This is a genomic window from Chromohalobacter sp. 48-RD10 (assembly GCF_029889785.1).
In the GTDB taxonomy this organism is placed as follows: Bacteria; Pseudomonadota; Gammaproteobacteria; order Pseudomonadales; family Halomonadaceae; genus Chromohalobacter.
On the sequence record NZ_JARANX010000001.1, the window covers coordinates 236,979 to 249,345 of the forward strand.

Genomic DNA, 12,367 nt, shown 5'->3' on the forward strand with positions numbered 1-12,367 from the left:
GACAACGGTAAAATTCGGACGCGGCGGGTAAATAAAAACCCCGGCCGTCCTGGCCGGGAGTTTGCACGGCGTGTCCTTTGCCGCACTTTTATATTAGAGCCTGGGCAAAAATTTGCCTGTCAGATATTACTGACACGACTTGTGCGCTAAACGCATCGCGTGGGACGCCTCGTCATCAGGCGAATTCCTCAGTATCGATATCCGCCTGCTGCGCATCGCTGTAGCGTCCGCCACGCACTTGATCGGGCGTCATCATCGCGCCCAACTTTTCGAGCGAGGCAGCATCCAATCGCAACGTCTCCGCTGCCAGGTTCTCACGCATGTGTGCGACATCACGCGTGCCTGGAATGGGCACGATATCGCTCCCCTGCGCCTTTACCCACGCCAGCGCCAACTGTCCTGGCGTTATCTCCAGCTCATCGGCCAGCGCAGTGAAATCCGCCAACAGACGCTGATTGTGCGGGTAGTACTCGTCACTGAAACGGGGCATGCCACGGCGCATGTCGTTTTCTTCCAGACGCGTCGGATCCGGCACTGCATCCGCCAGAAAACCCCGGCCCAGCGGGCTGAACGCCACCAGCGTGGTACCCCGTTCGCGACATGCCTCGAGCAAGGCGATCTCGGGGTTACGCGTCCATAGCGAATATTCCGACTGCACCGCCGCCACCGGATACTCGGCATGAGCACGGCGCAGCGTCTCGGCAGAGATCTCAGACAGGCCCACCGCACGCAGCTTGCCCTCCTCGACCAACCGCCCCAATGCCCCGACACTCTCCTCGATGGGCACCTGGCGATCCATACGATGCAGGTAATAGAGATCCAGCCGGTCGGTTCGCAGGCGCTGCAAGCTCGCCTCGCACTGGCGACGCAGCGTCTCGGGGCGCCCATCGATCACCTTACGGCCCAGCGCCGGATCGATCGCCATGCCGCACTTGCTAGCCAGCAGCACCTGATCGCGCCGCCCCTCGAGCGCCTTGCCCACCAGCGACTCATTCGCCGTCGCGCCATAAAGCGTCGCAGTATCGAAATGGCGATAGCCCATCTCGAATGCCGCCTGCAACGCCCGCACGCCCTCGGCATCCGGCACCGGCGTCCCGTAGCCATGGGACAGGTTCATGCAGCCAAGTCCGACGCTCGGCGACGCAACCTCTGCAAGAAGAGACAATACATTCGGCATGGGAGAATCCTTGTAAAACGGGTAAAAGACTGAGTAGCAGCCTGGATGACAGACACACAGCTTAGCAATATAACGGCGAAAAGGGCTTCGTTATTCTTCGAACTCAGGACTCAAAGCGCCGGACGCCCCCACCTTCTGAAGCGCAGAACCTAAGAAAACTACTGGACTCAACCCCTCGGCAAAAGAAGCAGGATTTTCCCTCGAGAAGCCGCCCTCGAACACTTGCGAGGCTTTGGTCAAATAGTCATACAACGCCAATTCGCGTAAGGTGCTAATGGCTATCATGCTATTTAATTCTCGCAGACTCTCATTTCATCTTCACGAGGCGCTTCGTGACCGACCCTGCCACTTCGACATCTAACTCCGCCGAACAAACCACTTCTGCACGTGCAGTGCCAGCGCTATGGATGCTGGTGCTCATCACGCTGGCCGGCACATTGGCCATGCATATCTTCGTGCCGTCGCTACCTGTCGCCGGTGAAGCCTTGCACGCTGACAACGCCCAGATGCAGTTGACGATCAGTCTCTACATTCTAGGGCTGGCGCTCGGCCAGCTCTTCTACGGGCCGCTTTCCGATGCGCTAGGTAGAAGACCCGCGCTGATGCTGGGCATGTTGATCTATAGCGTCGCTGGCATCATCGCCTGGCAGGCTCAGAGCGTCGAAACGCTGATAACGGCCCGGTTCTTTCAAGCATTCGGCGGATGCGCAGGCCTGGCTTTAGGGCGCGCCATGATCCGCGATACTGCCGCCCCGGACCGCGCCGTACAACGGCTAGCGGTGCTCAATCTGGTGGTGGCCATCGGCCCAGCGTTGGCGCCGCTGATCGGGAGCATGCTAACCATCACGCTGGGCTGGCGTAGTGTACTCCTGGCGCTGTGTCTGATGGGGATCGGTAACCTGCTATTCGTATGGCGATTGATGCCGGAAACTGCACAAGCTACAGGTCGCGTTAACCTGCCCGGTCTAGCCCATGAGTATCACACCTTGATTCGCTCTCCCGCTTTCATCGGCTATGCAATAGGAGGCGGCTGCGCCACCACGGCCATGTTTGCCTTTGTGGCCTCGGCGCCATTCATCTTCGTCGAACAACTGGGAAAGCCAGCGAGTCACGTGGCGTATTATCTCTCGCTGCTGATTCTGAGTATCTCGTTGGGCAATTTCATCACTAATCGCACCACTCATCGTATCGGGCTGTCTCGACTGATGCTGTCGGCGAGCCTGCTGAGCCTGGCCGGAGGCATTTCGATGCTGGTCATAGTGTTCGCCGGCTGGGCATCCGTCATTACCCTCGAAGCTTCGATGCTACTTTTCACGCTGGGCGTGGGCATGACCGGACCGACGGCACTGACACTGGCTGTCAGCATCAACCCCAAGGTCGTGGGCTCGGCCGCTGGCCTCTACGGGTTTGCCCAGATGGGTATCGGTGCTCTGTGTACCGCGCTCGCCGGGCTGGGTGACAATCCGGCTCAGGCAGCGGCCATGGTGCTGGCCACAGCTGCCATTATCGGGCAGATAGCGCTGAGAGCCGCATTGCGTTTCGATCGCCAAGCAAAGAGTTGAGTCACGAACAGTGTAGGGAGACACAAGGGCTGTTCATGGTATGAGAGCAGACCAGTGAAAAAACTTTAAAATCTCTATCACTCCTGTGAGTCAAGCCCTCCCCGGGCTTCTTCACCGTCACAGGAGATATGATATGCCCCACCCTACAGGCATTATCACTCACAGCACCGCATCAATCTCGAGACGGCAGGCAAGATGGCTACAGTGAATCCAAGGTTTGGTGGCAAAATCCCAGCGCCATGGAGCTTTTCGGTACTTGAATATCGACACTGTTTCGTGACTGCTGCTACAACGGGAGAGATTAAAAAAGGAACATGGACTGGAGATCGGTCTACTGGCTAACGCCTGTCCTGACACGCACCCGCCAACGACAAAAGTGATAGATCGAATGGATGCTCTAATATCGCTCGCTCCGCCCATCGCCGCCGTCGTGCTGGCCCTGCTTACCCGCCGGGTCAACATCTCGCTCTTCTTGAGCATTTTGCTGGGCGCCTGGATCGTCGCAGGCAACCCGATTGCCGCCGTCGGCCAGACGTTCGACTGGTTCGCGGAGGTGATGACCGATGAATGGAACGCACGATTCCTCGTCCTTGTCTCCTTGCTCGGCGCTGGTGCTGCCTTCATGCATACCACCGGTGGTTCCCAGGCCTTGGCCAAGTGGCTTGCCGGCAAGGTTTCCTCCTCGAGAGGTTCTCTCCTTCTCACCTGGCTGCTGGGTGTCGTGATCTTTTTCAACGACTACGTCAATTCGGTCATCGTGGGGAATGCCTCGCGCGACCTGACGGCCAGGCACAACATCTCGAGGGAAAAGCTGGCCTGGACCATCGACGCAACGTCCGCGCCGATGGCGACCCTAGGTCCCGTCTCCGACTGGATCGGTTACCAGGTCTCGCTCATCGCTGGCGCGTTCGCCGTGCTCAGCTTGACTAGCGAACAACCTTACTGGACCTTTCTGCAATCGATTCCCTGGAATTTTTACGCCCTGCTTTGCCTCGCCTCGGTGCCCATGATCCTCATCATGGGCGACTTTGGCCCCATGAAGCGCGCCGAGCATCGCGCGCAAAAAACCGGCGAACTCGTCGCCCCCGGCGACAACCCGCTATCTAGCGTCGAAGAAGACCTGGGGGATGTACCCGAAGGCCGGGGGCGCGTCTGGAATTTCTTGATCCCGCTTGTGGTACTCATCGGCGTCGCTTGCTGGGCACTCTGGTACACAGGCGGCGGCAGCGAAGGCAAGCCGCTGATGGAGGCGATCGCGGATACCGATGTCAGTGTCTCACTCAGTTGGGCCGCTTTCGCGATGGTCGTCGTCGGGATCGTCATGGCGCTGCTTCAGCGCCAATCGCTGGAGGCCTGCGAAAACACCTTGCTGGCTGGCTTCAAGACCATGCTGCCGGCACTGGTCATCATGGTGTTGGCCTGGTCGATCGGCACCGTCACCGGCGCGCTCGAAACCGGTGATCATGTCATAGCAGCGACGGAGAGCTGGCTATCGCCGACGCTATTGCCGATCCTCATTTTCGCCATCGCCATGGTAATATCCTTCTCGACCGGCAGTTCCTGGGGTGCCATGGCGATTCTGACGCCGATCGGTGTCCCCCTGGCATACAACATCGGCGACATGACGCTCGTGAGCATGGCGATCGGCGCCATCTTCTCCGGCTCGATCTTCGGCGATCACTGCTCTCCCATCTCGGACACGACCGTGATGGCCTCGATCTTCTCCGGCTCCGACCACGTTGCACACGTCAAGACCCAGATCCCCTATGCGCTCGTTCCGGCTTCCGTGAGCGCACTGCTCTACCTGGGGACGATCATCATCGCGTCTCCCTATATCTTGTTGGCTATAGGCCTGGTCCTCCAGGCCGTGGTCATCAAGTTCTTGGCCTCGAGACGCACCTAACGCGAGCGGGCCGCCCCTGGGGCGGCCCGCCAGGCAGGCATGACGTCGATATCAAGAGCCTGATAGACTCGATTATATCGTTGCGTGACACAGGCCATTGCGTGATGCTTTGGTCTATAAACCTGTACGTCGCGCTGTAAGGTATGGCGACGACCCACATCGCACCATCGATCCGTGAAAAGCGTTGCCGGCAAGGTGGGCGAGGCGCAATACCCTCCCGCTAATTTCCGCGCGCACACAAACACAACAAGACGCTTACGAGGAACACTTCCTTGATTCGAATCGACAACGTCTCCAAGGCGTTCGGCGGCCTGCAGGCCGTGCGGGGCGTTTCCTTCGAGGTGACGCAGGGCAGTATCACCGGGCTGATCGGCCCCAACGGGGCCGGCAAGAGTACTCTGTTCAATATCGTCGCTGGACTCTTTCCCCCTTCCAGCGGCCGCGTACTGCTCGACGGCCAGGACATCACCGGCCTGCCGCCGCACACGCTATTTCACCGCGGCGTGGTACGCACGTTTCAGATCCCCCATGAATTTTCGCGCATGACGGTGCGCGAAAATCTGATGGTGGTGCCGACCGGCCAGAGCGGCGAGAACCTGTTCAAGACCTGGCTGCGCTGGGGCAAGGTCAAACAACAGGACAGTGAGGTGCTGGACCGCGTCGACGACGTACTCAAGTTTCTCGAGATCACCCACGTCGCCGACGAGCTGGCAGGCAATCTGTCGGGCGGTCAGAAGAAGCTTCTCGATCTGGGCCGCACGATGATGACCGACGCCAAGGTGGTACTTCTCGACGAACCCGGTGCCGGCGTCAACCGCACCCTGCTCGGCAAGATTCGCGAGGCGATCCTGCGCCTCAACCGCGAACGCGGCTACACCTTCTGCGTCATCGAGCACGACATGGATCTGATCTCGGCACTCTGCGAGCCGGTTCACGTGATGGCCAATGCCGAGCTTATCGCCTCCGGCTCGATGGAGGTGCTGCGCCAGGACGAGGAGGTCCGCGAAGCCTACCTCGGCGGCGGTGCCAGCGGCCGGATGGGCGAAACGACCAGCAAGCCTGCAACGGATCAAGGAGAGCCCTCATGAGCAGTCTGCTCGCAGCCAAGGGCCTCTACGGCGGCTATGGCAGTGCCGACATCCTCCAGGGCACCAATCTGCGCGTGGAGACCGACGAAATCGTGGTCATCGTCGGCCCCAACGGCGCCGGCAAGTCCACCGCCATGAAAGCGGTGTTCGGCCTGCTGCGCATCCGCGCAGGCGAAGTCCGCTACCGCGGCGAGACCATCACTAATGCCAAGCCCGAACAAATGGTACGCCGCGGTATCGCCTATGTCCCCCAGGAGAAGAACGTCTTTCCGTCGCTTACCGTGCGCGAGAATCTCGAGATGGGCGCCTACCTGATGAAAGGCGATCTGTCCAAACGTCTCGACAAGGTCTATACGCTGTTCCCCAAACTCGCCGAGCGGCGCCGCCAGCAAGCAGGGCTGATGTCCGGCGGCGAACGCCAGATGGTCGCCATGGGCCGCGCGCTGATGATCGACCCGCAGCTTTTGATGCTCGACGAACCCACCGCCGGCCTCTCGCCGCTGCTGATCGACGAGACCTTCGAACGCATCAAGGAGATCAATGCCCAGGGCATCGGTGTGCTGATGGTCGAACAGAATGCCAAACAGGCACTGTCCATCGCCAGCCGAGGCTACGTGCTGGCCACCGGTAGTAACCGCCACGAAGACACCGGTCCCAACCTGTTGGCCAACCCGGAAGTCGCCGAAATGTTCCTGGGAGGCTGAACCATGATCGATATTCTGCAACTGCTCGTCTACGGCCTGGTGCTGGGCAGTGTCCTGACCATGGGCGCGATCGGCGTGTCGATGATCTTCGGCATCCTGCGCTTCGCACATTTCGCGCATGGCGATTTCATGACCCTCGGCGCCTATCTGGGGCTGGCATTCATATCGGCGTTCGGGCTGAGTGCATGGTGGGCGCTGCCCGCGGCAATGGTCGGCATGGCCGTGGTCGCGGTATTCATCGACCAGGTGCTCTACCGGCGCATTCGCCGTACCCAGCCGGTCATCTTGCTGATCGCCTCGTTCGGCATGGCGTTGATCCTGCGCAGCCTGGTACAGCTGATCTGGGGGTCCGACAACCAGACCTACACCTCGGGCATCCAGTTTCCGTGGCAGCTCGACTGGCTGGGCGGACTGCGGCTCAAGCCCGATCATCTGTGGATCATGCTGATCTCGCTGGGCCTGGTCGCCAGCGTGCATCTGTTCCTCACACGTACTCGGCTGGGCAAGGCAATGCGCGCGATGTCCGACAACATGGATCTGGCGCTGATTTCGGGCATTCCCGCCGAGCGCGTCATCGTGGTCACCTGGGTGATCGGCGGCGCACTGGCGGCTGCGGCCGGCGTGTTCCTGGGCATCGACACACGCCTGCACCCAATGATGGGCTGGACCACGCTACTATCGGTGTTCGCAGCGGCGATTCTCGGCGGCATCGGCCGACCCTACGGCGCCATCGCCGGCGGCATGATCATCGGTGTGTCGATGGAGATGTCGACGCTGCTGATTCCCGCCGCCTATAAACCCGCCGTGGCCTTCGCGATCATGGTCGGCATGTTGATCTTGCGTCCACAGGGCATCTTCAAGGGGACCGTGTGATGGAACTCACAAACATCGCCTCATACCTGACCTCGTTTCTGACCTTCGCTGGTGTCTACGCTGTACTTGCGCTGGGCCTCAACATGCAGTGGGGATTTACCGGCCAGTTCAACATCGGTATCGCCGGCTTCTTTGCAGTCGGCGCTTATACCAGCGCGATCCTCACCACGCCGTCGAGCCCCGCCTACCTAGGCGGCTTCGGCATGCCGTTTCTGGTCGGCCTGCTCGGCGCCATCATCGCCTCGACCGTGCTCGGCTTGATCGTCGGTCTTATCACCGCGCGGCTGCGTACCGACTACCTGGCCATCGCCTCGATCGGCATCGCCGAAATGGTTCGCCTGTTCGTCAAGAACGAGGATTGGCTAACCAACGGCGTACGCGGCATCGCCGGTATCGACCGACCTCTGGCCGGCACCGTACTGGACAGTGGGTTCGCCTATTTGGTGATCGTCGCGCTATTCGTCGCCGGGGTATATTTCCTGGTCGAGCGCGCCTACGCCTCGCCCTGGGGTCGTGTGCTACGCGCCATTCGCGAGAACGAGCCAGCCACCGCGGCGGCGGGTAAATCCATCGCCGGCTTCCGGTTGCAGGCGTTCGTCCTAGGTTCGGCGATCATGGGGCTGGGCGGCGGGCTCTATGCCCACTTCTTTGGCTTCTTGAGTCCTGAGGCGTTCATGCCGCTCTACGGCACCTTCCTGGTCTGGGTGATGCTGATCGCCGGCGGCAGCGGCAACAACCGCGGCGCGATCCTCGGTGCCATCGTGGTGTGGGGCGTATGGTCGGGTACTGACCTGCTCACCGGGTTGCTACCCTCCGAGCACGCCACTCAGGCTGCGGCCCTGCGCGTCCTATTGATCGGAGTACTATTGCAGGTGATTCTGGTGCTGCGCCCCGAGGGTATCCTGCCCGAGAAGCCGCCCAAGTTGATCGCCAGAAAGCGCTGAATACCAGCGCGCCGGCGACGCACTACCGGCTTTTGCGCTGTAACGACTGCTCTGTAAAGACAACGCCCGGCATAGGCCGGGCGTTGCATGAGTACTGCTGGAAAGACCGTCACGTCACCGACCACTTAACGAGCGATCACATCTTGGGTTCGAAAATCCTGTTAGTAACCACTTCGCCATCTTTGAAGGTCCACTCGCCGAAGGTCCCCGGTACGTCGCCGTTGTCGTCGAAGTTGACCGAACCGGCAGCGCCCTCGTAATCGATCTTCTGGCCTTCCTCGAGCAAGTTGACGGCTTTCTCGAATTCACCCGGACCGACCTGCTCGCCCGGCGGATTGGCAACCGCGCGCAGCTGATCGCGAATCGCCACGCTGTCGGTGGAGCCAGCCGCCTGAGCCGCCAGCGACAACAGATAGAAGGCGTCATAAGCGGTATCCAGATAAGGCTTGGGCGGTAGCGAGCCGTATTCGCTCTCGTAGGCGCTGTTGAAGTGCTGCGCCCCCGGCGAGTCGTCGCGGGCCTGCGGCACCGTGCCCACCGAACCCTCGAGGTATTGCGCGCCCAGGTTGTCGACCAGCTCGGGAGCCTTCATGCCGTCGGTGAACACGAAGTTCTTGAAGAACCCGCCTTCCAGCGACTGACGCAGGATGGTCTGGCCGTTCTCAGGGTAGCCGACCAATACCAGCGCCTCCGCGTCGTCGCTGGCCGCCTGCTGCAGTTCACCGCGATAGGCCGCCTGGCCCTGCTCGTAGGCTACCGTCGCAGAAACGGTACCGCCCGCTTTTTCGAAAGCGCCGGTGAAGGCGTCGGCAAGCCCTTTGCCATAGTCGTTGTTGATATAGATGATGCTTACGTTGTCGTAGCCTTTCTCTTTAGTCACCTCAGAGAGCGCTACGCCCTGAAAGGCATCCGACGGCACGGTACGAAAGAGAAAATCATCGTCGTCCAGCGAAGTGATCACCGGCGAGGTCGAGGCACTGCTGATCTGCGGTATCTGCTCGGTCTTGGAGACGCTTTGTGCCACAGGAATAGTGACACCGCTTGAAAGCGCGCCGAAGATCGCATCGACACCTTCGATATTAACCAGCTTCTGAGCCGCAGCGACACCTGGCTGCGGTGAGGTCTGGGTGTCGCCACTGCTGAGCGCAACGTCTTCGCCGAGCACGCCGCCAGCGGCATTGATCTCCTTGGCGGCAAGTTGCGCTGCCTTGAGCGCGGGTTCGCCATAGCTTTGCAAATCGCCGGTCAGCGGCACCAGCACACCGATCTTGAGCGGTTCGGCAAAAGCGGAAATGCTGGTGGCCAAGGCCACGGCGGAAATGGCACCGATAAGCGGTTTCTTGACGGTCATTGCAGAGGACTCCTTTTGCAGACCTTGATTGTTCATTGTTCGGCGGGTATGACCCTGCATGCTGCTATCAACCCGACGTCCAGCATAAGCGGATCGCTGACATTAGACAAAGCACCGAGAAGAGAGAACATCGATGAGGAAATCCGAACCCAAAGATGAGAAAATGAAACATTATCGTTAATAAGAGCTTGCGCCATGTTGAGTGACTCACCCAGCCACTACGGCAGCATCACGCGATGCCTGCACTGGCTCATCGCGATTCTGGTCATCCTTCAACTGACCAGCGTGTTCTTCAATATCCTGTGGGAGGGGAACGTCTACAGTCAGGGTGTCGTGCAGTGGCATACGACCATTGGCGTCGGCATTCTCGCCTTGATGGCCATACGTACGCTATGGGCCATCTCGCAACTCAGGCACCGGCCAGAGCACCGTGGCGCACTGCAAAAGGTGGCGATATGGGGTCACGCGCTGATGTATCTGGTGCTGTTGCTAATGCCGCTGTCGGGTATGGCATCCACTTGGGGATCGGGCTACGGCATCTCTGTATTCGATACGGCGTATTGGACCGACGCCGATGTGCCCTGGGCCGCCGCATTCGGCCAAATCCATGTGCCTCTTTCCTGGTTCCTCTCCACGCTGGTGACCGGACATATCGTCATGGCGGGTTATCACCGGTTGATTAGGCGCGACGACACGCTACACCGGATGATCGGGCGCTAAACGTTCACGGTATCGTACCGTTCTATTCTCCCCTGACGGACCACCTCCCTGCCGATGCCAAATCAGCGGCCGTGCTTGGCCATCCAAATAAAAGCAAGGAAATAGCCAAAACGAGGCTCTTATTTGACTTTGGTCTTTTGGTAAGGGCAGGAAAAGTCGAGTAGTGTAAGATTGCTTATACACCAAAAACTAAACGCAGGGAGGCATCATGGACTTTAGCGAAAAGCTGTACGGCATTGCACGTCGTGGTGAGGAACAGGTCGAACACATCAAGAACGAGGAAGCGACCAAGACGGCTTTAGTGCTTCCCTTCATCAGCTCGCTTGGGTATGACCCCTTTGACACCCGAGAGGTAGTGCCAGAATTCACAGCAGATGTAGGCACCAAGAAGGGTGAAAAGGTAGATTACGCCATCCGCGCAGATGGCAACATTTCGATTCTCATGGAATGTAAGCCCTTAGGCACCAACCTCGCCAACGTTCAGTACAACCAACTCTACCGCTACTTTGCTTGCACGGATGCCAAATTCGCCATCTTGACGAACGGCTTTGAGTACCGTTTCTATTCTGATCTGGACTCCGAGAACAAGCTGGACACCCGCCCCTTTTTCACTTTCAACTTGGAAGACTTTAACGAACAGGATATCGACGAGCTTCAGAAATTCACCAAGCCCAATTTTGATGTTGATGCCATTCTGAGTACGGCCAACCGGCTCAAGTACACCAACCTTGCCAAACAGGCCATTGGTGAAGTTTTCCGAGACACCCCGGAAGAATTCGTCAAGTTCGTAGTGGGCAAGATCTACGAGGGCCGCCAGACACGGCAAGTGGTCGAAGAATTCACGCCGATAATCAAGGAAGCGGGCAAGCTCTATATCAAAGAGCAAGTCGCCCAACGACTACGTGGCGCTCTGGCCAGCAACGATACTGATGCGCCCCACCCTACCTCGACTCCCGAAAGTGCATCGCAAGAGCCCGAGCCTGATGATGATGGGATCATTACCACCCAAGAAGAGATCGACGCCTATAATATTGTTCGATCACTGCTCGCAGAACAGGTCGATGTCAGCCGTATCGCCATGCGCGATGCGAAGTCCTACTGCGCAGTGCTCCTCGACGACAACAACCGCAAGCCCATCTGCCGCTTTCACTTCAACGCGAAGTCCGTCAAACGGGTGGGCTTCTTCAGCGACAAACAAGAAAGCCGCATCGAGATAGACTCCGTCAGCGACCTCTTTCAGTACAAGGACCAACTGAAAAAGACTGTGAGCGAATATCTCGAATAAAAGGCCCATAGCCTTTCCAAAAGTCAGGCACAAAAAAGCCGCTGATGGCTCAGCGGCTTTTTAAATTCTGGCGGAGGGGGAGGGATTCGAACCCTCGAAGCCTTTCGACTTACACGCTTTCCAGGCGCGCTCCTTCGACCACTCGGACACCCCTCCGCAAATTGTCGTTCCGCCGAATGGCGTCGGCCTTGTCCGTCAGAACGGCGCACATACTATCGAGCTAAGTGCTGTTTTGCAAGCGATTTTCCGTCTCGGCGGGGAATCACTTGAGTACCGCGTAGCGGCCTTGAGCTTCCATGCAGAGGGTGTCACCACAGTAGACACGCTGTACGAGCTTGATCCGCCCTCGCCCCTTCTCGGTGAGCGCGGTATCAAGCCTGGCAATGCCGTCGGCTTCGAGGGGAAAGCACTGCATATAGTAGTCAGTCGTCACGGGGGCGAGAAATCGTTGCTGGCCTTCGGCGATCACCACGTCTTGCACCCTGCCCCGGGTACGTAGCCATAGTGTGGTCCAGCACCAGCCAAGCAAGGTGGTTTCGCCGGCAAGCGCGCCGCCGAAGCCGGTGCCTTTATCGTTGAGGTTGTCAGCCAGCGCTACCCGCCAACTGAGTGTTGAATCATTCCAGGCGGGCTGTTGGATGCCGTAATGCGCGACTTGGGGAATCGCCTCGCGCAACCAGGCGAAAAAAGTTTCGAGGTCTTCCCCGTCGCTTGCCTCAGGCAACGGCAAGCGGGGATGCATTACCCCCGGCTGACGCAC

The 12,367-nt window shown here is 59.2% G+C and carries 11 protein-coding genes and 1 tRNA gene; 8 read left to right on the forward strand and 4 right to left on the reverse strand.

The annotated features are described in order from the left end of the window. Positions 1 to 175 precede the first annotated feature (175 nt). A complete protein-coding gene (locus OP496_RS01045) occupies positions 176 to 1,177 on the reverse strand; it encodes an aldo/keto reductase (protein WP_280561474.1) in 1,002 nt (333 codons plus the stop codon). A gap of 332 nt (positions 1,178 to 1,509) precedes the next feature. Here OP496_RS01045 and OP496_RS01050 point away from each other — a divergent pair, with 332 nt between their 5' ends. From OP496_RS01050 to OP496_RS01075, 6 genes are all read left to right on the forward strand, one after another. After that, on the forward strand, positions 1,510 to 2,739 hold the full coding sequence (locus tag OP496_RS01050) for a multidrug effflux MFS transporter (protein ID WP_280561475.1): 1,230 nt from the start codon (positions 1,510 to 1,512) through the stop codon (positions 2,737 to 2,739). A gap of 388 nt (positions 2,740 to 3,127) precedes the next feature. Then, positions 3,128 to 4,642, forward strand: a complete 1,515-nt coding sequence (locus OP496_RS01055; RefSeq protein WP_280561476.1) for a Na+/H+ antiporter NhaC family protein — start codon at positions 3,128 to 3,130, stop codon at positions 4,640 to 4,642. A gap of 272 nt (positions 4,643 to 4,914) precedes the next feature. After that, positions 4,915 to 5,730 carry an ABC transporter ATP-binding protein gene (locus OP496_RS01060; protein ID WP_280561477.1) on the forward strand — a complete coding sequence of 272 codons (816 nt, stop codon included), beginning with the start codon at positions 4,915 to 4,917 and terminating at the stop codon, positions 5,728 to 5,730. Beyond that, positions 5,727 to 6,434 (forward strand): ABC transporter ATP-binding protein, encoded by a 708-nt coding sequence (locus tag OP496_RS01065; RefSeq protein WP_280561478.1) that lies wholly within the window; start codon positions 5,727 to 5,729, stop codon positions 6,432 to 6,434. The genes OP496_RS01060 and OP496_RS01065 overlap by 4 nt, the downstream gene beginning before the upstream one ends. Before the next feature lie 3 nt (positions 6,435 to 6,437). Further along, positions 6,438 to 7,307 (forward strand): branched-chain amino acid ABC transporter permease, encoded by an 870-nt coding sequence (locus OP496_RS01070; protein ID WP_280561479.1) that lies wholly within the window; start codon positions 6,438 to 6,440, stop codon positions 7,305 to 7,307. Continuing rightward, positions 7,307 to 8,251, forward strand: coding sequence for a branched-chain amino acid ABC transporter permease (locus OP496_RS01075; protein ID WP_280561480.1), 945 nt, complete (start codon positions 7,307 to 7,309; stop codon positions 8,249 to 8,251). Before OP496_RS01070 ends, OP496_RS01075 begins: the two co-directional genes overlap by 1 nt. A gap of 136 nt (positions 8,252 to 8,387) precedes the next feature. On the opposite strand, the gene OP496_RS01080 is transcribed toward OP496_RS01075, so the two are convergent. Further along, positions 8,388 to 9,602 carry an ABC transporter substrate-binding protein gene (locus OP496_RS01080; RefSeq protein WP_280561481.1) on the reverse strand — a complete coding sequence of 405 codons (1,215 nt, stop codon included), beginning with the start codon at positions 9,600 to 9,602 and terminating at the stop codon, positions 8,388 to 8,390. A gap of 195 nt (positions 9,603 to 9,797) precedes the next feature. Here OP496_RS01080 and OP496_RS01085 point away from each other — a divergent pair, with 195 nt between their 5' ends. Both OP496_RS01085 and OP496_RS01090 read left to right on the forward strand, forming a co-directional pair. Then, complete coding sequence (locus OP496_RS01085) at positions 9,798 to 10,322, forward strand: cytochrome b/b6 domain-containing protein (protein WP_280561482.1); 525 nt, start codon at positions 9,798 to 9,800, stop codon at positions 10,320 to 10,322. Between the two features lie 208 nt (positions 10,323 to 10,530). Next, positions 10,531 to 11,607: a type I restriction endonuclease gene (locus OP496_RS01090; RefSeq protein ID WP_280561483.1), complete on the forward strand. Its 1,077-nt coding sequence runs from the start codon at positions 10,531 to 10,533 to the stop codon at positions 11,605 to 11,607. Between the two features lie 68 nt (positions 11,608 to 11,675). Here the strand turns inward: OP496_RS01090 and OP496_RS01095 are convergent. Continuing rightward, a tRNA-Ser gene (locus OP496_RS01095) sits at positions 11,676 to 11,763 on the reverse strand. Between the two features lie 106 nt (positions 11,764 to 11,869). Next, a complete protein-coding gene (locus OP496_RS01100; protein ID WP_280561884.1) occupies positions 11,870 to 12,349 on the reverse strand; it encodes a YiiD C-terminal domain-containing protein in 480 nt (159 codons plus the stop codon). Positions 12,350 to 12,367 lie beyond the last annotated feature (18 nt).